The organism is Streptomyces sp. NPDC127100 (assembly GCF_042724095.1).
Taxonomy (GTDB): domain Bacteria; phylum Actinomycetota; class Actinomycetes; order Streptomycetales; family Streptomycetaceae; genus Streptomyces.
Window position 1 is genome coordinate 48,776 of the sequence record NZ_JBHXFL010000010.1, and the last position, 22,217, is coordinate 70,992.

Consider the following 22,217-nt stretch of genomic DNA (forward strand, 5'->3'; position numbering starts at 1 on the left):
CTCAGCCGCCGAACTCCTGCAGACCCTTCAGGGCCTGGTCCAGCAGCGCCTGCCGGCCGTCCAGCTCCCGCTGGAGCTTGTCGGCCTTCGCGTCGTTGCCCTGGGCGCGCGCCTGCTCGATCTGGGAACGAAGCTTGTCCACGGCGGCCTGGAGCTGGCCGGTCAGACCCTCGGCACGCGCGCGTGCCTCCGGGTTGGTCCGGCGCCACTCCGACTCCTCGGCCTCCTGGATCGCCCGCTCCACGGCGTGCATCCGGCCCTCGACCTTCGGCCGGGCGTCGCGCGGCACGTGGCCGATGGCCTCCCAGCGCTCGTTGACCGAGCGGAACGCGGCACGGGCCGCCTTGAGGTCCGTGACCGGCAGGATCCTCTCGGCCTCCTCGGCGAGCTCCTCCTTGAGCTTGAGGTTGTCCGCCTGCTCCGCGTCCCGTTCGGCGAAGACCGAGCCGCGGGCGGCGAAGAAGACGTCTTGGGCGCCGCGGAAGCGGTTCCACAGGTCGTCCTCGTGCTCGCGCTGCGCGCGGCCCGCGGCCTTCCACTCGGACATCAGGTCGCGGTACCGCGCGGCCGTCGGGCCCCAGTCCGTCGAGTTCGACAGCGCCTCGGCCTCCGCGACCAGGCGTTCCTTGGTCCGGCGGGCCTCCTCGCGCTGCGCGTCCAGCTGCGCGAAGTGCTGCTTGCGCCGCTTGGAGAACGCCGAGCGCGCATGCGAGAAGCGGTGCCACAGCTCGTCGTCGGACTTGCGGTCCAGGCGCGGCAGACCCTTCCAGGTGTCCACCAGCGACCGCAGCCGCTCGCCGGCCGCCCGCCACTGGTCGGACTGCGCCAGCTCCTCGGCCTCGGCGACCAGGGCCTCCTTGGCGCCGCGCGCCTCGTCGGACTGCTTCGCCCGTTGTGCCTTGCGCTCCTCGCGCCGCGAGTCCACCAGGGCGACGAGCTTGTCCAGCCGCGCCCGCAGCGCGTCCAGGTCGCCGACCGCGTGGTGCGCGTCGACCTGTTCCCGCAGGTGCTCGACGGCGGTCAGGGCGTCCTTCGCCGACAGGTCGGTGGTCTTCACCCGCTTCTCGAGGAGGCCGATCTCGACAACCAGGCCCTCGTACTTGCGTTCGAAATAGGCCAGCGCTTCCTCGGGGGAGCCTGCCTGCCAGGAACCGACGACCTTCTCGCCGTCGGCCGTACGCACGTACACGGTCCCCGTCTCGTCGACGCGGCCCCACGGGTCGCTGCTCACAGCGCCTCCTCCACATGATGCCTGCGGAGGGCTTTGCTACCCCCGGGCATCGTCCACAGTTTCGTCACGGCCAACATAGGCGACCGGCGGGGGGCCTGTCCGCATCCCGCGCGACCGAAATTCCGCAGTTGGGGCTCAGGATTTCGCGACCGTCGCCTTGTTGATCACGACCGTCGCGTTGGGCGCGGTGTTCCCGGTCGTCGGGTCCATGGCCTGGGCCCCGGCGTCCGCGATCTTCTTGAGCACCTTCATCCCCGCCTCGGACACCGTGCCGAACGGCGTGTAGTCCGGCGGCAGCTGGCTGTCCTGGTAGACCAGGAAGAACTGGCTGCCCCCCGTGTTGCGCCCCTGCTGCGTCTGCGCGTTGTACTGGTTGGCCATCGCCACCGTGCCCGCCGGGTACACGTTGCCCTCGAGGACCTTGTCCTTCAGGTTCTCGTCGGGAAGGGTGTAGCCGGGGCCGCCCGCCCCGGTGCCCTGCGGGTCGCCGCACTGGAGCACGAAGATGCCCTGGTCGGTCAGCCGGTGGCACTTCGTGTGGTCGAAGTAGCCCTTGCCCGCGAGGAAGTCGAACGAGTTGACCGTGTGCGGCGCCGCCGACGCCTTCAGCGCGATGTCTATCTCGCCGCAGGTCGTCGCCAGTTTCATCGTGTACTCCGCCGACTTGTCGACGGTCATCGCAGGTTCCTTCTTCCAGGTCTGCGTCTTGACCTTGCCCTCGGCGGGCTTGTCGCACGGGTCCGGCGCCTTGCTGGTCGCGGCGGCGCTCGGGGTGGCCTCCGCGCTCGCGTTCGTCTTCTTGTCGTCGTCGTCCCCCAGGACCACGCCGGTCGTGTACAGCGCGACGCTGCCGATCAGGATGACGCCGAGCACCGAGGCGATCGCCGCGTTGCGCATGCGCGCCTTGCGTCGGGCGGAGGTACGTCGCTGCTGCTGCCGCAAGAACTTCTCCCGGGCGAGCTGACGCCGCCGCTGCTCCTGGCTGACCACCGGGTTCTCTCCTCATGCGTCGTGTGTGCCGACCGGTACGCGTGCGCGTGACGAACCGACCGCGTGCGTGTAGCCCCGTACCGTATATGGGTTCGCTGAGGAAACGGCACCGCCGGTAGGCTCTGACCACGGGCGCAGCCCGTCCGCAAGCCACCCGTACCGACACAAACGAAGGACGATCGTGCTCATTGCCGGGTTCCCCGCCGGGGCATGGGGGACGAACTGTTACCTCGTCGCCCCCGCCGCGGGTGAGGAGTGCGTGATCATCGACCCCGGCCACCAGGCCGCGCAGGGCGTCGAGGAGGCACTCGCCAAGCATCGGCTCAAGCCCGTCGCCGTCGTCCTCACCCACGGTCACATCGACCACGTCGCCTCGGTCGTCCCCGTGTGCGGCGCGCACGACGTGCCGGCCTGGATCCACCCCGACGACCGCTACATGATGAGCGACCCCGAGAAGGGGATCGGCCGCACCATCGGCATGCCGCTCATGGGCGAACTCACCGTCGGGGAGCCGGACGACGTCCGGGAACTGACCGACGGCGCCACGCTCGAGCTGGCGGGCATGGAGCTGACGGTCGCGCACGCGCCGGGCCATACCAAGGGGTCGGTGACCTTCGGCCTGCCCGAGGCGGCGGACATCCCGCCGATCCTCTTCTCGGGCGACCTGCTGTTCGCCGGCTCCATCGGACGCACGGACATGCCGGGCGGCTCCATGGACGACATGCTGGCGTCCCTCGCCCGCGTGGTCCTGCCGCTCGACGACCCGACCGTGGTGCTGTCCGGCCACGGCCCCCAGACGACCATCGGCCAGGAGCGCGCCACCAACCCGTATCTGCGGCAGGTGGCCGCCGGCCAGGGCGCTTTCGACGCGCCCCGACGAGGAATGTGACGAGAGACCTTCCGTGAGCACCTTCAAGGCCCCCAAGGGCACGTACGACCTGCTGCCGCCGGACTCCGCCAAGTACCTGGCCGTCCGCGAGGCGATCGCCGCTCCGCTGCGCAACTCCGGCTACGGCTACATCGAGACCCCCGGCTTCGAGAACGTCGAGCTGTTCGCACGCGGGGTCGGCGAATCCACCGACATCGTGACCAAGGAGATGTACGTCTTCGAGACCAAGGGCGGCGACCGGCTCGCCCTGCGCCCGGAGACCACCGCCCCCGTGCTGCGCGCCGTCCTCGAGGCCAACCTGCACAAGGCGGGCAACCTGCCGGTGAAGGTCTGGTACTCCGGCTCGCAGTACCGCTACGAACGCCCCCAGAAGGGCCGCTACCGCCACTTCTCCCAGGTCGGCGCGGAGGCGATCGGCGCCGAGGACCCGGCGCTCGACGCCGAACTGATCATCCTGGCCGACCAGTCGTACCGAGCCCTCGGCCTGCAGAACTTCCGCATCCTGCTCAACTCCCTGGGCGACAAGGAGTGCCGGCCGGTGTACCGCGCCGCGCTCCAGGACTTCCTGCGCGGCCTCGACCTCGACGAGGAGACGCTGCGCCGCGCCGAGATCAACCCGCTGCGCGTCCTGGACGACAAGCGCCCGGACGTGCAGAAGCAGCTCACCGGCGCGCCGCTGCTGCGCGACTACCTGTGCGACGCCTGCAAGACGTACCACGAGGAGGTCCGTGAGCTGATCACGGCGGCGGGCGTCGTCTACGAGGACGACCCGAAGCTGGTGCGCGGACTGGACTACTACACCCGCACCACCTTCGAGTTCGTGCACGACGGACTGGGCTCGCAGTCCGCGGTGGGCGGCGGCGGCCGCTACGACGGCCTGTCCGAGATGATCGGCGGCCCGTCCCTGCCGTCCGTGGGCTGGGCCCTCGGCGTCGACCGCACCGTCCTCGCCCTGGAGGCGGAGGGCATCGAACTGGACATCCCGTCCGCCACCTCCGTCTTCGCGGTCCCGCTCGGCGAGGAGGCCCGCCGGATCCTGTTCGCGAAGGTCACCGAGCTGCGCAAGAACGGCGTCGCCGCAGACTTCGCCTACGGCGGCAAGGGCCTGAAGGCCGCGATGAAGGCGGCCAACCGCTCCGGCGCGCGCTACGCCCTGGTCCTCGGCGAGCGCGACCTCGCCGAAGGCGTCGTCCAGCTCAAGGACATGGAGTCCGGCGAGCAGACCGCGATCGGCGTCAACGAGATCGTCGCCGAGCTGGAGTCGCGGCGCGGCTAGCACCCCGTACGCCGCAGGGGCGCACGCCTTCGTACGCGTGTGCCCCCGGCGAACGGGCATCGGCCGGAACGTCACGCCCAGGGGCCGTCACCGGTGCGTTCTTATGTTCAGCGAACGGTGCGCGCACAGGCCCATGCGGCACAATGGCCCTGCCCGAAGCAGGTCCGACTCAAGTGACGGAATCGGCGTGATGAGCAAGACGACAGTGAAGGACGTCTCCACCGTGGCGGAGCCCGCGCCGGAAACCTCCGCCGGAGCACCGCGCACCGAGGGCGGCAGCCGCGCCTTCGCCCTGCTGCTGGTCATCACGGGTGCCGCCGGGGTGCTCGCCGCGTGGGTCATCACGCTCGACAAGTTCAAACTGCTCGAGGCCAAGGTCGCGGGCACGACGTTCACCCCCGGGTGCAGCCTGAACCCGGTCGTCTCTTGCGGCAGCGTCATGGAGAGCGATCAGGCCGCCGTCTTCGGCTTCCCCAACCCGATGCTGGGCCTGGTCACCTACGGCATCGTCGTCTGCGTCGGCGTGAGCCTGCTCGCCCGGGCCCGCTTCCCGCGCTGGTACTGGCTCACCTTCAACGCCGGCTGCCTGTTCGGTGTCGGATTCGTCACGTGGCTGCAGTTCCAGTCCCTGTACCGGATCAACGCGCTGTGCCTGTGGTGCTGCCTGGCCTGGGTCGCCACCATCCTGATGTTCTGGTACGTGACGTCCTTCAACGTCCGCAAGGGCTTCCTGCCCGCGCCGAACTGGCTGCGCGGCTTCTTCGGCGAGTTCACCTGGGTCCTGCCGGTGCTGCACATCGGCATCATCGGCATGATGATCCTGACCCGCTGGTGGGACTTCTGGACCAGCTGACGGCGCCCCGCGCTGTCGGTGCGGTCCTTTAGGGTTCTTGCGTGGAGCCCGACCTGTTCACCGCCGCAGCAGAAGAACGCCAGGAGAAGGACCCGACCGGCAGTCCCCTCGCCGTGCGGATGCGTCCGCGCACCCTCGACGAGGTCGTCGGCCAGCAGCATCTCCTCAAGCCGGGATCACCGCTGCGCAGACTGGTCGGAGAGGGCGCATCCGGTCCCGCCGGTCCCTCCTCCGTGATCCTCTGGGGCCCGCCGGGCACCGGCAAGACGACCCTGGCGTACGTCGTCTCCAAGGCCACCAACAAGCGGTTCGTGGAGCTGTCGGCGATCACCGCCGGCGTCAAGGAGGTCCGAGCGGTCATCGACGGCGCCCGCCGCGCCGTCGGGGGGTACGGCAAGGAGACCGTCCTCTTCCTCGACGAGATCCACCGCTTCAGCAAGGCGCAGCAGGACTCCCTGCTCCCCGCCGTCGAGAACCGCTGGGTCACGCTGATCGCCGCCACCACCGAGAACCCGTACTTCTCGGTGATCTCACCGCTGCTCTCCCGCTCCCTCCTCCTCACCCTCGAACCCCTCACCGACGACGACGTCCGGGGCCTGCTCCGCCGCGCCCTGACCGACGAACGCGGCCTCAAGGAGGCCGTCACGCTGCCCCGGGACACCGAGGACCACCTGCTGCGCATCGCGGGCGGCGACGCCCGCCGGGCGCTCACCGCCCTGGAGGCCGCCGCCGGGGCCGCGCTCGACCAGGGCGAGGCCGAGATCACCCTGGCCACGCTGGAGTCCACCGTGGACCGGGCGGCCGTGAAGTACGACCGCGACGGCGACCAGCACTACGACGTCGCCAGCGCCCTGATCAAGTCCATCCGCGGCTCCGACGTGGATGCCGCCCTGCACTACCTGGCCCGGATGATCGAGGCCGGCGAGGACCCCCGCTTCATCGCCCGCCGCCTGATGATCTCCGCCAGCGAGGACATCGGCCTCGCCGACCCGAACGCGCTGCCGATCGCCGTCGCCGCCGCCCAGGCCGTCGCCATGATCGGCTTCCCCGAGGCCGCCCTCACCCTCAGCCACGCCACCATCGCCCTGGCCCTCGCCCCCAAGTCCAACGCCGCCACCACCGCCATCGGCGCCGCCCTGGAAGACGTACGCAAGGGGCACGCCGGACCGGTCCCGGCGCATCTGCGCGACAGCCACTACAAGGGCGCCGGGAAGCTCGGGCACGGCCAGGGCTACGTGTACCCGCACGACCTGCCCGAGGGCATCGCCGCCCAGCAGTACGCCCCGGACGAGCTGAAGGAGCGGACGTACTACACCCCGACCCGGCACGGTGCCGAGGCGCGGTACGCGGACGCGGTGGAGTGGACCCGGGAGCACCTCGGTCGCAAGCGGCCCTGAGCAGCCTGTAGAATCGCCCGAAGTGCTGAGTCCCGTGCAGTCAGAACGGGACAACCAGCCGGAACCCCCAGCGGGTTCCAGGAGCGTCGCGCACCGTCGACCGGTGTCGCGGGCAGCCCACCACCACCCGGAGCTCCGGGAGCGGTCGGTGGGCCACTCGCGTGCTGCACGTATGTGCCCAGACCAGGGGAGCGGCTGCCCGGCAGGTCCCTCGCGGACCCGACGGGATTCCCCGGCTGCGGATGCGACCTCCCTCAACCCTGACAAGCCGGAAAACTAGGAAAGAGACACAGTGGCGAACCAGTCCCGCCCCAAGGTCAAGAAGTCGCGTGCCCTCGGCATCGCGCTGACGCCGAAGGCCGTCAAGTACTTCGAGGCCCGCCCCTACCCGCCGGGTGAGCACGGCCGCGGCCGCAAGCAGAACTCGGACTACAAGGTCCGTCTGCTCGAGAAGCAGCGTCTGCGCGCGCAGTACGACCTCAGCGAGCGTCAGCTCGTCCGCGCCTACGAGCGCGCCTCCAAGACCAACATGAAGACCGGCGAGGCCCTGGTCATCGAGCTCGAGCGCCGTCTCGACGCGCTGGTCCTGCGTTCGGGCATCGCCCGCACGATCTACCAGGCCCGCCAGATGGTCGTCCACGGCCACATCCAGGTCAACGGCCAGAAGGTCGACAAGCCGTCCTTCCGTGTCCGTCCGGACGACGTCGTGCAGGTGCGCGAGCGCTCCAAGGAGAAGACGCTCTTCACGATCGCCCGTGAGGGCGGCTTCGCCCCCGAGGGCGAGACCCCGCGCTACCTCCAGGTGAACCTCAAGGCCCTGGCGTTCCGCCTGGACCGCGAGCCGAACCGCAAGGAGATCCCGGTGATCTGCGACGAGCAGCTCGTCGTCGAGTACTACGCCCGCTGATCCAGCCGGACGCAGTACCCCCGCGGTACCTCAGCCCGCCGTCTCCCCGCCCCTCCGGGTGGGCGAGGCGGCGGGCTTCGCGCTGTGCGCACCCGCCGCCGGCCGGCCGGACCCGCGCGGCGCCGGCAGCGCCGCCGCCCCCCGCCGCCGCAGCGCACGCGTCACCGCCTCAGCCCGGCCGAGCCGCGCCCCGTGCCGCACGTGCTCCTCGTACCGCTCGTCGCCCAGCTGCTTCCGGGCCGTCGCCTCGCACAGCTCGTGCGGCGCGTTGTAGTGCGCCGAGCCGAACAGCGGCAGCCCCACCGACGGCCACATCCGCGCCGCCGCCCCCTGCAGCACCGCGGCCTCCGCCGCATCGCCCTCCGTCACCGTGACCAGGGCCAGCAGCTCCACCGCCAGCACCGAACCCAGCTGGTCCCGGAAGCGGTGGGCGCCGCCCAGGCAGTCGGTCAGCAACCGCCGGGCGCGCACCGGGTCGCCCTCGCTCCAGGCCGCGTACGCCAGCACGTACAGCGCGTAGCCCCGGGCCCAGCGCTCGCCGTGGTCCTCGCACACCTGACGCACGTCCTCGCACAGCCGCACCGCGTCCGGCAGATCGCCCTGGAACGCCCGCGCCATCGCCAGTTCCACCTGGCCCATCAGCACGTTGGTGTTGAGCTCGCCGATCCGCCGGTACCGGCGCAGCGCCGAACGCAGCAGCGTCTCCGCGCGCGGCATGTCGTCCGTGACCAGCGCCAGACAGCCGGTGCGGTGCTCCGCGTACGCCACCGCCGTCGGGTTGTCCGACCGCTCGGCCTCCTCCCGGCACTCGTGGAGCGCCGCCAGCGCGGGAACGGTGTCGCCCTGGAGGATCGCCACGTGGCCGAGCACCCACAGCGCCTTCAGCCGGGACTGCTCCCCGGCCGGCCCCGTCACGTCCAGCCGTACCGCCTGCTCCAGCCAGTGCCGCCCCTCCGACAGCCGCCCGCAGCCCACCCAGTGGAACCACAGGGCGCCCGCCAGGTACTGGCCCAGGTGCACCTCGTCGGGGTCGGCCAGGCAGTACTCGAGTGCGCCGCGCAGATTCGGCAGCTCCGCCTCCACCCGGGCGGCCACCTCGCGCTGGCGCGGCGAGAACCACTCCAGCTCGCACCAGGTCGCCAGCCCCACGTACCAGTCCCGGTGGCGCCGCCGCAGCCGCGCCGCGTCACCCGTCGCCTCCAGCCAGCCGGCGCCGTACGCCCGCACCGTGTCGAGCATCCGGTAGCGGACCCCGGCCGGTGCCTCCTCGCGCGTCAGCACCGACTGCGTCAGCAGCGCGCAGACCACGTCGAGCACCTCGTCGGCCGGCAGCCCGTCGCCGCTGCACACGTACTCGGCGGCCTCCAGGTCGAACGACCCCGTGAACACCGACAGGCGGGCCCACAGCAGCCGCTCCCCGGGCGTGCACAGCTCGTGGCTCCAGCCGATCGCGGTGCGCAGCGTCCGGTGCCGGGGCGGCGCGGTGCGGTCGCCGCCGGTCAGCAGCCGGAAGCGGTCGTCCAGCCGCCGCAGCACCTGCCCCGGCGACAGCGCGTCCAGCCGCCCGGCGGCCAGCTCGATCGCCAGTGGGATGCCGTCCAGCCGCCGGCACAGCTCCCGCAGCACTCCCTCGGTCTCGGTGTCCACCGCGTCCGCGCACGCGAGGTCCCGCTGCGCCGCCCGCACCGACAGCAGCTCCACCGCCTCCTCGGTGCCCAGCGGCGCCAGCGGGACCAGCCGCTCCCCGGACACGCCCAGCGGCCTGCGGCCCACCGCCAGCACCCGCAGCCCCGGCACGCGGCCCAGCAGGGCGGTCGTCAGCGCGCCGCAGGCGTCCACCAGGTGCTCGACCCCGTCCAGGACCAGCAGCAGCTCCCGTTCGGCGAGGTGCGCCAGCAGCGTCTCGCGCGGCAGGCGCGTCGTGTGGTCGGTCAGGCCGAGCGCCTCCACGACCGCGTAGTCGACGAACTCCGGATCGCGTACCGGCGCCAGGTCCACCCGCCAGACCCCGTCCCGCGGCGCGCACCGTGCCGCGGCCCGCGCCGCCAGACGGGACTTGCCGACCCCGCCCGCCCCGGTCACCGTCACCAGCCGGGAGCCCTCCAGGGCCAGGGCCAGCCGGGCGAGTTCCGCCGCGCGCCCCACGAAGACGTCGAGCTCCAGCGGAAGGTTGCCGGGCGGTGGGCTGCAGGCGCGCCACTGATCTCGCATGGAACACGGAGCGTACTGGTCCGTATGCACTCCGTACAATCTCTTCGCCCGACTTCCCGGCCGGCGGACGGTAATCCGGTACGGAGCCCCGTGTGCGGCGCGATAGGCTCGGTGCACGACTTTCTCGATGTTCTCGATGTTCAGGCACGTCTTTCAGGGAGCGGGTGCACAGTGTCCGGTGGTGAGGTGGCCGGAATCCTGGTGGCCGTCTTCTGGGCGATCCTGGTCTCCTTCCTCGCCGTCGCACTGGCGAGGCTGGCCCAGACGCTCAGGGCGACCACCAAGCTGGTGGCGGACGTGACCGACCAGGCGGTCCCGCTGCTGTCCGACGCCTCCTCGGCGGTGCGCTCCGCGCAGACCCAGATCGACCGGGTCGACGCGATCGCCTCCGACGTCCAGGAGGTCACCTCGAACGCCTCGGCGCTGTCGACCACCGTGGCCTCCACCTTCGGCGGCCCACTGGTCAAGGTCGCCGCGTTCGGTTACGGCGTGCGCAGGGCACTCGGGGGTCGCAAGGAGGACGTGCCCGCGGGCCCGGCCAAGGAGCCGCGGCGCACCGTGATCGTCGGCCGTACGATCCCGGCCGCGCGGCGGACGAAGCGGAAGAAGGACTGATCCAGCGATGTTCCGCCGTACGTTCTGGTTCGGCACCGGTGTCGCCGCCGGTGTGTGGGCCACCACCAAGGTCAACCGGAAGCTCAAGCAGCTGACCCCCGAGAGTCTCGCCGCGACCGCGGCGAACAAGGCGATCGACGCGGGCACCCGGATCAAGGACCGCGCGGTGGGCTTCGCCCTCGACGTCCGCGACAACATGGCCCAGCGGGAGGCCGAACTGGACGACGCGCTCGGGCTGAACGCCCCCGTCGACCGTGAACTGCCCGCGCCCAGGCGGTACACCGCCATCGAGAACGGCAACGAACCGAGGTACGTCGACAGGACGACGTACTCGTACAACCGGAATGAGGACCACTGATGGAGTCGGCCGAGATCCGCCGCCGCTGGCTGAGCTTCTTCGAGGAGCGCGGGCACACCGTCGTCCCTTCGGCGTCGCTCATCGCGGACGACCCGACTCTGCTGCTGGTCAACGCCGGCATGGTGCCCTTCAAGCCGTACTTCCTCGGCGAGGTCAAGCCGCCCTACGACCGCGCCACCAGCGTCCAGAAGTGCGTGCGCACGCCGGACATCGAAGAGGTCGGCAAGACCACCCGGCACGGCACGTTCTTCCAGATGTGCGGCAACTTCTCCTTCGGCGACTACTTCAAGGAAGGCGCCATTAAGCTCGCCTGGGAGCTGCTCACCAGCCCCCAGGACAAGGGCGGTTACGGCCTCGACCCCGAGCGCCTGTGGATCACCGTCTACCAGGACGACGACGAGGCCGAGCAGCTCTGGCGCGAGGTCGTGGGCGTCCCCGCCGAGCGCATCCAGCGCCTGGGCAAGAAGGACAACTTCTGGTCCATGGGCGTGCCCGGCCCCTGCGGTCCGTGCTCCGAGATCAACTACGACCGCGGCCCCGCGTTCGGCGTCGAGGGCGGCCCCGCCGTCAACGACGAGCGGTACGTGGAGATCTGGAACCTCGTCTTCATGCAGTTCGAGCGGGGCGAGGGCACCGGCAAGGAGGACTTCGAGATCCTCGGGGACCTGCCGAGCAAGAACATCGACACCGGGCTCGGCCTCGAGCGGCTCGCCATGATTCTGCAGGGCGTGCAGAACATGTACGAGATCGACACCTCGATGGCCGTCATCGACAAGGCCACCGAGCTGACCGGTGTGGCCTACGGCGACGCCCACGAGTCGGACGTCTCCCTGCGTGTGGTCACCGACCACATCCGCACCGCCGTGATGCTCATCGGAGACGGCGTCACCCCCGGCAACGAGGGCCGCGGTTACGTGCTGCGCCGCATCATGCGCCGCGCCATCCGTAACATGCGCCTGCTCGGCGCCACCGGTCCGGTCGTCAAGGACCTGATCGACGTCGTGATCGGCATGATGGGGCAGCAGTACCCCGAGCTGATCACCGACCGCGAGCGGATCGAGAAGGTCGCCCTCGCCGAGGAGAACGCCTTCCTCAAGACGCTGAAGGCCGGCACCAACATCCTCGACACCGCCGTCGGCGACACCAAGGCCGCCGGTGGCACCGTCCTGGCCGGCGACAAGGCCTTCCTGCTCCACGACACCTGGGGCTTCCCGATCGACCTCACCCTGGAGATGGCCGCCGAGCAGGGGCTGTCCGTGGACGAGGACGGCTTCCGGCGCCTGATGAAGGAGCAGCGGGAGCGCGCCAAGGCCGACGCCCAGGCCAAGAAGACCGGGCACGCCGACCTCGGTGCCTACCGCGAGATCGCCGACCGCGCCGGTGCCACCGACTTCATCGGCTACACCGACACCGAGGGCGAGTCCACGATCGTCGGCATCCTCGTCGACGGCGTCTCCTCCCCGGCCGCCACCGAGGGCGACGAGGTCGAGGTCGTCCTCGACCGCACCCCCTTCTACGCCGAGGGCGGCGGCCAGATCGGCGACACCGGCCGCATCAGGGCCGACTCCGGCGCCGTCATCGAGATCCGCGACTGCCAGAAGCCGGTCCCGGGCGTGTACGTCCACAAGGGCGTCGTCCAGGTCGGCGAGGTCACCGTCGGCGCCAAGGCCCACGCCTCCATCGACGGCCGCCGCCGTACGGCCATCGCCCGCGCCCACTCGGCCACCCACCTCACCCACCAGGCCCTGCGCGACGCCCTCGGCCCGACGGCCGCCCAGGCCGGCTCCGAGAACCAGCCCGGCCGCTTCCGCTTCGACTTCGGTTCGCCGTCAGCCGTCCCGACGGCCGTGATGACCGACGTCGAGCAGAAGATCAACGAGGTGCTCGCCCGCGACCTCGACGTCCGCGCCGACGTCATGGGCATCGACGAGGCCAAGAAGCAGGGCGCCATCGCCGAGTTCGGCGAGAAGTACGGCGAGCGGGTCCGCGTCGTGACCATCGGCGACTTCTCCAAGGAGCTGTGCGGCGGCACCCACGTGCACAACACCGCCCAGCTCGGCCTGGTCAAGCTGCTCGGCGAGTCGTCCATCGGCTCCGGCGTGCGCCGCATCGAGGCCCTGGTCGGCGTGGACGCCTACAACTTCCTCGCCCGCGAGCACACGGTCGTCGCCCAGCTCCAGGAGCTGATCAAGGGCCGCCCGGAGGAGCTGCCGGAGAAGGTCTCCGCCATGCTCGGCAAGCTGAAGGACGCCGAGAAGGAGATCGAGAAGTTCCGCGCGGAGAAGGTCCTCCAGGCTGCCGGCTCGCTCGCCGACTCCGCCAAGGACGTGCGCGGTGTGGCCCTGGTGACCGGTCAGGTCCCGGACGGCACCACCGCCGACGACCTGCGCAGGCTGGTCCTCGACGTGCGCGGCCGCATCCAGGGCGGCCGGGCCGCCGTGGTCGCCCTCTTCACGACGGCGAACGGCAAGCCGCTCACCGTGATCGCCACCAACGAGGCCGCCCGCGAGCGCGGCCTCAAGGCCGGTGACCTGGTGCGCACCGCCGCCAAGACCCTCGGCGGCGGCGGTGGCGGCAAGCCGGACGTCGCCCAGGGCGGCGGCCAGAACGCGGCCGCCATCGGCGACGCCGTCGACGCCGTCGAGCGCCTCGTCGCCGAGACGGCGAAGTAGGACCGGCGATGCGCAGAGGACGCCGGCTCGCCATCGACGTCGGGGACGCCCGCATCGGGGTCGCCTCCTGCGACCCCGACGGGATCCTCGCCACCCCGGTGGAGACCGTCCCCGGGCGCGACGTCCCGGCGGCGCACCGCCGTCTGCGCCTGCTGGTCGAGGAGTACGAGCCCATCGAGGTCGTCGTCGGTCTCCCTCGCTCCCTCAAGGGGGGCGAGGGCCCGGCCGCGGCCAAGGTCAGGGGCTTCGCACAGGAGCTCGCCAAGGGCATCGCCCCCGTTCCCGTACGGCTGGTCGACGAGCGGATGACGACCGTGACGGCGAGTCAGGGGCTGCGCGCCTCGGGTGTGAAGTCCAAGAAGGGCAGGTCGGTCATCGACCAGGCCGCCGCTGTGATCATCCTCCAGCAGGCGCTGGAATCCGAACGGGTGTCAGGCAATGCACCCGGCGAGGGCGTCGAAGTGGTCATCTGATCGCGATACGGTAACGTTCCGCGCGATGCGGCGGCATTTCGAACAGCCCCCGCACAGCAAGAGGCGGAACGGCAGCCGGCCCCCCACGACAGGCCACGCCGACCACCGCCTCGCGGCTCTAGGGGATCGATGACTGAGTATGGCCGGGGCCCGGGCTCCGAACCGTGGCATCCGCAGGACCCGTTGTACGGGGACGGCGGATGGGAGGGACAGCAGGCCCAGACGGGTCAGCAGTCCCCCTACGGCGGCCAGCCGCAGCACTACCCGCAGCAGCCGCAGCAGACCCAGTACGGCGACTGGGGCGACGGCGGTCAGGGCGCGTACGGTCAGCAGCAGTACGACCAGTACGGCCAGCCGATCCCCGGGCCGCAGTACGACCAGTACGGTCAGCAGCAGTACGACCAGCAGCAGTACGACCAGCAGTACGCGGCCCAGGCGCAGCCCCATCAGGGCCAGAACCAGGGTTACGGCAACGGCGGCTGGGGGGCCGGCGAGCACCCCCAGGCGCAGTACCCGGGCGACCCGTCCGACCCCTACGGCCAGCAGAGCGCCGCCTACGGCGCGGAGCAGCCCGACTTCTACGGCACCCCGGAGGCGTATCCGCCGCCGGAGCCGCCCGGCCGCCGGCGCACCGAGCCCGAGCCGGGGAGCTCCGACCGGGATCCCGGTGCCGACGAGGGCGAGCACGCCTTCTTCGCGGGCGGGGACGAGGGCCAACCCGAGGACGGGGGCGACGGCGGCCGGGGCGGTCGCAGCGAGCGCCGGGGCCGGGGCGGCAAGCCCAAGAAGGGCCGCAGCGGTCTCGCCTGCCTCGTGGTCTGCCTGGTGCTCGGCGGCGGCGTCGCGGGCGTCGGCTACTTCGGCCTCCAGTTCTACCAGGATCGTTTCGGCGCGGCCCCGGACTACGCGGGCAACGGCAACGGCGAGAAGGTGACCGTCACCATCCCCAAGGGGGCGGGCGGAGCGACGATCGGCCAGGAGCTCAAGCGCCAGGGCGTGGTGAAGAGCGTCGACGCCTTCATCAGCGCCCAGCAGAGCAACCCCGAGGGCAAGAGCATCCAGGACGGCGTGTACACGCTGCAGAAGGAGATGTCGGCCGCGGCCGCGGTGGAACTCCTGCTCAGCCCCGCCAGCCGCAGCAACCTGATCATCGCCGAGGGCTGGCGCAACGTGCAGGTCTACGCGAAGGTCGACGAGCAGCTCGGGGTGAAGAAGGGCACCACGGCGAAGGTCGCCGAGGCCCAGTGGAAGAACCTCGGCCTGCCCGACTGGGCGGTGAACCACCGCAACACCAAGGACCCGCTGGAAGGGTTCCTCTTCCCGTCCAGCTACTCGGCGGCCAAGGGCCAGAAGCCCGAGGACGTGCTCAAGCAGATGGTGGCGCGGGCCAACGAGCGGTACACGGAGCTCGGCCTGGAGTCGAAGGCGGAGAGCCTCGGTCTGGACGGCCCCTGGGAGCTGCTCACCGTGGCGAGCCTGGTGCAGGCCGAGGGCAAGAATCACGAGGACTTCCGCAAGATGTCCGAGGTCATCTACAACCGGCTCAAGCCCGACAACACCGAGACCAACCGGCTGCTCCAGTTCGACTCGACCTACAACTACGCCAAGGGCCAGAGCAACATCCACATCGGCGAGTCCGAGATCAACAGCGACAAGGACCCGTACAACACCTACACCAACACGGGCCTGCCGCCGGGCCCCATCGGCAACCCCGGTGACGAGGCGCTCCAGGCGGCGATGGACCCCACGAACGACGGCTGGATCTACTTCGTGGCCACCGACGGCAGGGACAAGACCGAATTCGCGAAGAACCACGACGACTTCCTGAAGCTGAAGGACAAGTTCAATGCCAGTTAGGGCCGGGGCGCAGAGGGCGGCCGTGCTCGGCTCCCCGATCGCCCACTCCCTCTCCCCGGTGCTGCACCGCACCGCGTACGCGGAGCTGGGCCTGGAGGGCTGGACGTACGACCGCTTCGACGTCGACGAGGAGGCGCTGCCCGGCTTCCTCGGGAAGCTCGGCCTGGAATGGGCGGGGCTGTCGCTGACCATGCCGCTCAAGCGGGCGGTGATCCCGCTGCTCGACGAGATCAGCGACACGGCGGCCTCGGTGGACGCCGTGAACACCGTCGTCTTCACCGAGGACGGCCGCAGGACCGGCGACAACACCGACATCCCCGGCATGGTCGCCGCCCTGCGCGAGCACGGCATCGAGAAGGTCGACACCGCCGCCGTCCTCGGCGCCGGCGCCACCGCCTCCTCCGCGCTGGCCGCCCTGGCCCGGGTCTGCACGGGCGAGGTCACCGTGTACGTGCGCAGCGAGGCACGCGCCGCCGAGATGCGGGGCTGGGCCGAACGGCTGGACGTCGCCGTGCGCATCGCCGACTGGTCGCACGCCGAGCAGGCCCTGCACGCCCCGCTGGTCGTGGCCACCACACCCGCCGGCACCACCGACGCGCTGGCCTCCGCGGTGCCCGAGAAGGCCGGGACCCTCTTCGACGTGCTGTACGACCCCTGGCCGACCGCGCTCGCGGCCCGCTGGTCGGCGTACGGCGGTGCCGTCGTCAGCGGACTCGACCTGCTGCTGCACCAGGCGGTGCTCCAGGTCGAGCGGATGACGGGCCGCGCCCCGGCCCCGCTGGCGGCCATGCGAAAAGCGGGCGAGCGCGCCCTCGCGGACCGCTAGGATCCGTCCGGTTCCGCAGGGGGCGGAACCGGGAGGGGAAGACGATCCATGTCCACAGGCGTGCCGCTGGCATCCGTGAAGAGCCAGATCTTCGAGGCCGTACTGGGCTTCCTGCCCGACTGGGTGCAGATCACGGTGCTCGCCCTGGTCGTGCTGGCCCTGGTCGCGTCCTGGGTGGTGAAGCTGGCGCGCCGGATCGCCCACCGGCGCGCGGTCCGCAACGGTGCGCCGGTCCCGGCGGCGGTACCGCCCGGACAGGGCCGCGGCGCCGACTACCTGGGCCCCTACGCGCCGGCCCAGGCCCCGCCCCGGCCGCGGCCGAGCGGCGCCGACTTCCTCGGTTCCTACGCGCCCCGGCAGGGCCGGGGCGACGACTCCGCCTGAGCCCGTCCCGTCCGTCAGATGGACCGCCGGACGGGCCGGGCGGCCGGACGTGGGAGGATCGGAGGTGGCGGACCGGGGCCCGCGCACCCGGACACGCCGCAGCGGTACGCGGAGAAGACGCGTACGCAGGGCATACCGGGGCGCGAGCACTGAGGAGCACCGTTGAGCAGGTTGCGCTGGCTGACCGCGGGGGAGTCCCACGGTCCCGCACTCGTCGCGACGCTGGAGGGTCTGCCCGCCGGCGTGCCGATCACCACGGACATGGTGGCGGACCATCTGGCGAGGCGGCGGCTCGGCTACGGTCGCGGTGCCCGGATGAAGTTCGAGCGGGACGAGGTCACCTTCCTCGGCGGTGTCCGGCACGGCCTCACCATGGGCTCCCCGGTCGCGATCATGGTGGGCAACACCGAGTGGCCGAAGTGGGAGCAGGTCATGGCGGCCGACCCGGTCGACCCCGAGGTGCTGGCCGGACTGGCCCGCAACGCCCCGCTGACCCGCCCCCGCCCCGGCCACGCCGACCTCGCGGGCATGCAGAAGTACGGCTTCGACGAGGCCCGGCCGATCCTGGAGCGGGCCTCCGCGCGGGAGACGGCCGCCCGGGTGGCCCTGGGCGCCGTGGCGCGGTCGTACCTGAAGGACACGGCCGGCATCGAGATCGTCAGCCACGTCGTCGAGCTGGCGGCCGCGAAGGCGCCCTACGGCGTCTACCCGACCCCGGCCGACGTCGAGAGGCTCGACGCGGACCCGGTGCGCTGCCTGGACGCCGACGCCTCGAAGGCGATGGTCGCGGAGATCGACCAGGCCCACAAGGACGGCGACACCCTGGGCGGTGTCGTCGAGGTGCTGGCCTACGGCGTCCCCGTCGGGCTCGGTTCGCACGTGCACTGGGACCGGCGTCTGGACGCCCGGCTGGCCGCCGCCCTCATGGGCATCCAGGCCATCAAGGGCGTCGAGGTCGGCGACGGCTTCGGCCTGGCCCGCGTGCCCGGCTCCAAGGCGCACGACGAGATCCTGACCGGCCCCGACGGCATCAAGCGGGCCTCCGGCCGCGCCGGCGGCACCGAGGGCGGCCTGACCACCGGTGAGCTGCTGCGGGTCCGGGCCGCGATGAAGCCGATCGCGACCGTGCCGCGGGCGCTCAAGACCGTGGACGTCGCCACCGGTGAGGCCGCGCAGGCCCACCACCAGCGCTCCGACGTGTGCGCGGTCCCCGCGGCCGGCATCGTCGCCGAGGCGATGGTCGCCCTGGTCCTCGCGGACGCCGTGGCGGAGAAGTTCGGCGGCGACAGCGTCACCGAGACTCGCCGCAACGTCACCTCGTACCTCGACCACCTGGCCATCCGATGAGCACCCCGCTGATCGTCCTCGTCGGACCGATGGGCGTCGGCAAGTCCACGGTCGGCCGGCTCCTCGCCGACCGCCTCGGCACCGGGTACCGGGACACGGACGACGACATCGTCTCCGCGCAGGGCCGCACCATCGCCGAGATCTTCGTGGACGACGGCGAGCCGGCCTTCCGCGCCCTGGAGAAGCAGGCCGTGCACACGGCCGTCGCCGAGCACGACGGCGTCCTCGCCCTCGGCGGCGGCGCGGTCCTCGACGCGGACACCCGCGGCCTGCTCGCCGGGCAGCGCGTGGTCTACCTGTCGATGGACGTCGAGGAGGCGGTCAGGCGCACCGGCCTGAACGCCGCGCGCCCGCTGCTGGCGGTCAACCCGCGCAAGCAGTGGCGCGAGCTGATGGAGGCCCGCCGCCACCTCTACGAGGAGGTCGCCACGGTCGTCGTCGGCACCGACGGCCGCACGCCGGAAGAAGTAACGCAAGCCGCCCTGGACGCACTGGAGTTGAAGGAAGCATGAGCGAGGCAGTCACCCGGATCCAGGTCGGCGGCACCGCGGGGTCCGACCCCTACGAGGTCCTGGTGGGCCGTCAGCTCCTCGGCGAGCTCGCCGGCCTGATCGGCCCGAAGGCCAAGCGGGTCGCCGTGATCCACCCCGAGGCCCTCGCCGAGACCGGTGACGCCCTGCGCGCCGACCTCGCCGAGCAGGGCTACGACGCGATCGCCATCCAGGTGCCCAACGCCGAGGAGGCCAAGACCGCCGAGGTCGCCGCCTACTGCTGGAAGGCGCTCGGCCAGTCCGGGTTCACCCGCACCGACGTCATCGTCGGCGTGGGCGGCGGCGCCAGCACCGACCTCGCCGGCTTCGTGGCCGCGACCTGGCTGCGCGGAGTGCGCTGGATCGCCGTGCCGACCACCGTGCTGGCCATGGTCGACGCGGCTGTCGGCGGCAAGACCGGCATCAACACCGCCGAGGGCAAGAACCTCGTCGGCGCCTTCCACCCGCCGGCCGGCGTCCTGTGCGACCTGGCCGCCCTGGACTCCCTCCCGGTCAACGACTACGTCTCGGGCCTCGCCGAGGTCATCAAGGCCGGCTTCATCGCCGACCCGGCGATCCTCGACCTGATCGAGTCCGACCCGCAGGCCGCGCGCACCCCGGCCGGACCGCACACGGCCGAACTCGTCGAGCGCTCGATCAGGGTCAAGGCCGAGGTCGTCTCCTCCGACCTCAAGGAGGCGGGCCTGCGGGAGATCCTGAACTACGGTCACACCCTGGGCCACGCCATCGAGAAGAACGAGCGCTACAAGTGGCGCCACGGCGCCGCCGTCTCCGTCGGCATGCACTTCGCCGCCGAACTGGGCCGCCTCGCGGGCCGGCTGGACGACGCCACCGCCGACCGCCACCGCAGCATCCTCGAATCGGTGGGCCTGCCACTGCACTACCGCTACGACCAGTGGCCGAAGCTGGTCGAGAACATGAAGGTCGACAAGAAGTCCCGCGGCGACCTGCTGCGCTTCATCGTCCTGGACGGACTGGCCAAGCCCACCGTCCTGGAGGGACCCGACCCGGCCGTCCTCCTCGCCGCCTACGGCGAGGTGGGCGAGTAGGTCCCCCGTCGCACCTTCCGTCCGATTCGCCTCGCGGGACGGGCACTTCGGACCGCCCCCGGCCGTTTCCCCAAAGGACGGCCGGGGACGGTACCGTTCGGGTGGGGCCCCTCCCACGCCCTTTAGGCTGTGGGGGAGAGCGGGTACCCGACCCGCTGTCAGCGCCCATCGCCTGTACGAGACGGAGTGGCACCGGATGCAGCACGCAGTGGGTTCTCCGCTGCCGCCGCCCCCTCAGCCGGGGCACGGACCGGCCGTCGGCTGGTCCCCGGCCGCACACCACCCGGGCCCGCACCAGGGCTCCGCCCCCGTGCCTCCGCCCGTGGCGCCGGGCTACCCCGCGCAGGCCCCGCACCCCGGGCCCCCGCTGCAGGCCCCGGCACCACCGCCCGTGCCGGACACCACCGGCCACGTCCCGCTGCCGCCCGGCGGTCCCGTCGCCGCGCCCAGCATGCCGCCCGCCGCGGCGGCCGTGCCCGATCCGGCGACCACCACCCTCGCGGTGCTGCTCATCGGCCCCGCGGGCGCGGGCAAGACCAGCGTCGCCAAGTACTGGGCGGACCACCGCAGGGTGCCCACCGCCCACATCAGCCTCGACGACGTGCGCGAATGGGTCCGCTCCGGCTTCGCCGACCCCCAGTCCGGGTGGAACGAGAACTCCGAGGCCCAGTACCGCCTCGCCCGCCGCACCTGCGGTTTCTCCGCGCGCAACTTCCTGGCCAACGGCATCTCGTGCATCCTCGACGACGCCGTCTTCCCGGACCGCCCGGTCGTCGGCCTGGGCGGCTGGAAGCGGCACGTCGGACCCGGGCTGCTCCCGGTCGTCCTGCTGCCCGGGCTGGACATCGTCCTGGAGCGCAACGCCGAGCGCAGCGGCAACCGGCGGCTCACCGACGAAGAGGTCGCCCGCATCCACGGCCGCATGGCCGGCTGGTACGGCTCGGGCCTCCCGATCATCGACAACTCCCAGCTCGACGTCCCGGAGACGGCCCAGGTCCTGAACGAGGTTCTCGCCCGCTCGATAGCAAGCCCCCCGAGCTGGTAGGCGGGGGACCACCGGAGCGCCCCGCAAGAGGCACGGGGCGGTATCGACATGCGGCTCCGCCGCGGGGCGCGCGCCCGGGCATACCCCGCGTCTCCCCACTCGGCCTCTCCCGAGCGGCGCCCCCGCAGCGGAGCCCATACGCTCGGGTCATGTCAGAGGTGTACGCGGCCCGCCGGACGCGCCTACGAGAACGCTGCAACGCGGGCGGCAGCGCGGCGGCGCTCGTCTCCCGGCCCGCCAACGTGCGCTATCTCGCGGGCGCCGCCCCGCACGGCGCCGTGCTGCTGCTCGGCAAGACCGAGGATCTCCTGGTGTGCTCCGGACCACCGGACGAACGGCCCGCCGAGGGCCGGCCCGACGAGGCACTGCCGCTGCGCGCCCTGCCCGGCCCCGGCGGAGACCCGGCCGTCGCCGCGGCCGGCCTCGCCGCGGCCCAGGGCGCCGAATCCCTCGCCACCGAGGACCACCACCTCACCGTCGCCCGGCAGCGGGCCATGCGCTCGGTCGCCCCCGGACTGCGCCTGACGGACCTCGGCCAGGCGGTCGAGCAGCTCCGGGTCGTCAAGGACGAGGAGGAGATCTCCTGCCTGCGCATCGGCGCCGAGATCGCCGACCAGGCCCTCGGCGAACTCCTGGAGTCCATCCTCGTCGGCCGCACCGAGCGGCACCTCGCCCTGGAGCTGGAACGCCGCCTGGTCGACCACGGCGCCGACGGCCCCGCATTCCCGACCTCCGTCGGCACGGGCCCGAACTCGGGCCGCCGGGGTCACCGGCCCACCGACCGGCGCGTGGAGGAGGGCGACTTCCTCTCCGTGTGCCTGGGCGCGACGTACCGCGGCTACCGCTGCGAGATCGGCCGTACGTTCGTCATCGGCACCTCTCCGGCCGACTGGCAGATCGAGCTGTACGACCTCGTCTTCTCCGCCCAGCGGGCCGGCCGGGAGGCCCTCGCACCCGGCGCCGCCTGCCGTGATGTGGACCGCGCGGCCCGCCAGGCACTGGACTCCGCCGGGTACGCGGAGAACCTTCCGGCCCTCACCGGGCACGGTGTGGGACTCGAAATCGACGAGGACCCGCAGCTGGCCCCGGCGGCCATGGGTAAACTGGACGCTTGTGTGCCGGTCACCGTCGAACCGGGGGTCCACCTCCCGGGCCGGGGCGGTGTCCGGATCGATGACACGCTCGTCGTGCGCCCCGAGGCGGACGGCGGACCCGAGCTACTCACCATCACGACCAAGGAGCTGCTCGCGCTCTAGCCTCGCGCTGTGCGCACGCCCCGGGGTCGT

The 22,217-nt window shown here is 71.9% G+C and carries 20 protein-coding genes; 17 read left to right on the plus strand and 3 right to left on the minus strand.

Annotated features, from left to right (window positions below):
- Position 1: 1 nt before the first annotated feature.
- Positions 2-1,231: a DUF349 domain-containing protein gene (locus ACFWJB_RS13030; RefSeq protein WP_385472214.1), complete on the minus strand. Its 1,230-nt coding sequence runs from the start codon at positions 1,229-1,231 to the stop codon at positions 2-4.
- 135 nt (positions 1,232-1,366) lie between these two features.
- Positions 1,367-2,221, minus strand: coding sequence for a peptidylprolyl isomerase (locus ACFWJB_RS13035; protein WP_385472217.1), 855 nt, complete (start codon positions 2,219-2,221; stop codon positions 1,367-1,369).
- 181 nt (positions 2,222-2,402) lie between these two features.
- On the opposite strand from ACFWJB_RS13035, the gene ACFWJB_RS13040 reads away from it, so the two are divergent.
- The 5 genes from ACFWJB_RS13040 (at position 2,403) to rpsD (ending at position 7,543) form a co-directional block, all read left to right on the plus strand.
- Entirely contained in the window at positions 2,403-3,110 is a 708-nt protein-coding gene (locus tag ACFWJB_RS13040) for an MBL fold metallo-hydrolase (protein ID WP_385472220.1), read from the plus strand.
- Positions 3,111-3,123: 13 nt separating this feature from the next.
- Positions 3,124-4,386 carry a histidine--tRNA ligase gene (gene hisS, locus ACFWJB_RS13045; RefSeq protein ID WP_386922140.1) on the plus strand — a complete coding sequence of 421 codons (1,263 nt, stop codon included), beginning with the start codon at positions 3,124-3,126 and terminating at the stop codon, positions 4,384-4,386.
- Between the two features lie 190 nt (positions 4,387-4,576).
- Positions 4,577-5,239: a vitamin K epoxide reductase family protein gene (locus ACFWJB_RS13050; protein WP_386922142.1), complete on the plus strand. Its 663-nt coding sequence runs from the start codon at positions 4,577-4,579 to the stop codon at positions 5,237-5,239.
- A gap of 41 nt (positions 5,240-5,280) precedes the next feature.
- A complete protein-coding gene (locus ACFWJB_RS13055; protein ID WP_386922144.1) occupies positions 5,281-6,636 on the plus strand; it encodes a replication-associated recombination protein A in 1,356 nt (451 codons plus the stop codon).
- A gap of 292 nt (positions 6,637-6,928) precedes the next feature.
- Positions 6,929-7,543 (plus strand): 30S ribosomal protein S4, encoded by a 615-nt coding sequence (gene rpsD, locus ACFWJB_RS13060; protein WP_030973190.1) that lies wholly within the window; start codon positions 6,929-6,931, stop codon positions 7,541-7,543.
- 30 nt (positions 7,544-7,573) lie between these two features.
- Here rpsD and ACFWJB_RS13065 read toward each other — a convergent pair whose 3' ends face one another.
- Positions 7,574-9,754, minus strand: coding sequence for an ATP-binding protein (locus tag ACFWJB_RS13065; protein WP_386922146.1), 2,181 nt, complete (start codon positions 9,752-9,754; stop codon positions 7,574-7,576).
- A gap of 171 nt (positions 9,755-9,925) precedes the next feature.
- Between ACFWJB_RS13065 and ACFWJB_RS13070 the strand changes: the two genes are divergently transcribed.
- From ACFWJB_RS13070 to ACFWJB_RS13125, 12 genes are all read left to right on the plus strand, one after another.
- The gene (locus tag ACFWJB_RS13070; RefSeq protein WP_385470920.1) at positions 9,926-10,369 is read left to right on the plus strand and encodes a DUF948 domain-containing protein; all 444 of its coding nucleotides are present in this window, start codon (positions 9,926-9,928) and stop codon (positions 10,367-10,369) included.
- A gap of 7 nt (positions 10,370-10,376) precedes the next feature.
- Positions 10,377-10,727 (plus strand): hypothetical protein, encoded by a 351-nt coding sequence (locus ACFWJB_RS13075; RefSeq protein ID WP_385470922.1) that lies wholly within the window; start codon positions 10,377-10,379, stop codon positions 10,725-10,727.
- A complete protein-coding gene (gene alaS / locus ACFWJB_RS13080; protein ID WP_386922149.1) occupies positions 10,727-13,399 on the plus strand; it encodes an alanine--tRNA ligase in 2,673 nt (890 codons plus the stop codon). Before ACFWJB_RS13075 ends, alaS begins: the two co-directional genes overlap by 1 nt.
- Before the next feature lie 8 nt (positions 13,400-13,407).
- The gene (ruvX, locus tag ACFWJB_RS13085) at positions 13,408-13,872 is read left to right on the plus strand and encodes a Holliday junction resolvase RuvX (protein WP_386922151.1); all 465 of its coding nucleotides are present in this window, start codon (positions 13,408-13,410) and stop codon (positions 13,870-13,872) included.
- 129 nt (positions 13,873-14,001) lie between these two features.
- Positions 14,002-15,729, plus strand: a complete 1,728-nt coding sequence (gene mltG / locus ACFWJB_RS13090; RefSeq protein WP_385470928.1) for an endolytic transglycosylase MltG — start codon at positions 14,002-14,004, stop codon at positions 15,727-15,729.
- Positions 15,719-16,555, plus strand: a complete 837-nt coding sequence (locus ACFWJB_RS13095; RefSeq protein WP_386922154.1) for a shikimate dehydrogenase — start codon at positions 15,719-15,721, stop codon at positions 16,553-16,555. The genes mltG and ACFWJB_RS13095 overlap by 11 nt, the downstream gene beginning before the upstream one ends.
- A 48-nt stretch (positions 16,556-16,603) precedes the next feature.
- Positions 16,604-16,939 carry a hypothetical protein gene (locus ACFWJB_RS13100; protein ID WP_386922156.1) on the plus strand — a complete coding sequence of 112 codons (336 nt, stop codon included), beginning with the start codon at positions 16,604-16,606 and terminating at the stop codon, positions 16,937-16,939.
- A gap of 162 nt (positions 16,940-17,101) precedes the next feature.
- Positions 17,102-18,286 carry a chorismate synthase gene (aroC, locus tag ACFWJB_RS13105; protein WP_385470934.1) on the plus strand — a complete coding sequence of 395 codons (1,185 nt, stop codon included), beginning with the start codon at positions 17,102-17,104 and terminating at the stop codon, positions 18,284-18,286.
- A complete protein-coding gene (locus ACFWJB_RS13110; RefSeq protein ID WP_385470936.1) occupies positions 18,283-18,798 on the plus strand; it encodes a shikimate kinase in 516 nt (171 codons plus the stop codon). The genes aroC and ACFWJB_RS13110 overlap by 4 nt, the downstream gene beginning before the upstream one ends.
- Positions 18,795-19,886, plus strand: coding sequence for a 3-dehydroquinate synthase (aroB, locus tag ACFWJB_RS13115; RefSeq protein WP_385470938.1), 1,092 nt, complete (start codon positions 18,795-18,797; stop codon positions 19,884-19,886). The genes ACFWJB_RS13110 and aroB overlap by 4 nt, the downstream gene beginning before the upstream one ends.
- 196 nt (positions 19,887-20,082) lie before the next feature.
- The gene (locus ACFWJB_RS13120; protein WP_385470940.1) at positions 20,083-20,931 is read left to right on the plus strand and encodes a Pro-rich N-terminal domain-containing protein; all 849 of its coding nucleotides are present in this window, start codon (positions 20,083-20,085) and stop codon (positions 20,929-20,931) included.
- 149 nt (positions 20,932-21,080) lie between these two features.
- A complete protein-coding gene (locus ACFWJB_RS13125; protein WP_385470942.1) occupies positions 21,081-22,187 on the plus strand; it encodes an aminopeptidase P family protein in 1,107 nt (368 codons plus the stop codon).
- Positions 22,188-22,217: the final 30 nt, after the last annotated feature.

Coding starts and splice junctions, on each gene's coding strand:
- ACFWJB_RS13065 (WP_386922146.1), bottom strand. CDS start 9,754: ATGCGAGATCAGTGGCGCGCCTGCAGCCCACCGCCCGGCAACCTTCCG.
- mltG (WP_385470928.1), top strand. CDS start 14,002: ATGACTGAGTATGGCCGGGGCCCGGGCTCCGAACCGTGGCATCCGCAG.
- ACFWJB_RS13050 (WP_386922142.1), top strand. CDS start 4,577: ATGAGCAAGACGACAGTGAAGGACGTCTCCACCGTGGCGGAGCCCGCG.
- ACFWJB_RS13120 (WP_385470940.1), top strand. CDS start 20,083: ATGCAGCACGCAGTGGGTTCTCCGCTGCCGCCGCCCCCTCAGCCGGGG.
- ACFWJB_RS13110 (WP_385470936.1), top strand. CDS start 18,283: ATGAGCACCCCGCTGATCGTCCTCGTCGGACCGATGGGCGTCGGCAAG.
- ACFWJB_RS13100 (WP_386922156.1), top strand. CDS start 16,604: ATGTCCACAGGCGTGCCGCTGGCATCCGTGAAGAGCCAGATCTTCGAG.
- ruvX (WP_386922151.1), top strand. CDS start 13,408: ATGCGCAGAGGACGCCGGCTCGCCATCGACGTCGGGGACGCCCGCATC.
- ACFWJB_RS13095 (WP_386922154.1), top strand. CDS start 15,719: ATGCCAGTTAGGGCCGGGGCGCAGAGGGCGGCCGTGCTCGGCTCCCCG.
- aroB (WP_385470938.1), top strand. CDS start 18,795: ATGAGCGAGGCAGTCACCCGGATCCAGGTCGGCGGCACCGCGGGGTCC.
- ACFWJB_RS13075 (WP_385470922.1), top strand. CDS start 10,377: ATGTTCCGCCGTACGTTCTGGTTCGGCACCGGTGTCGCCGCCGGTGTG.
- alaS (WP_386922149.1), top strand. CDS start 10,727: ATGGAGTCGGCCGAGATCCGCCGCCGCTGGCTGAGCTTCTTCGAGGAG.
- ACFWJB_RS13125 (WP_385470942.1), top strand. CDS start 21,081: ATGTCAGAGGTGTACGCGGCCCGCCGGACGCGCCTACGAGAACGCTGC.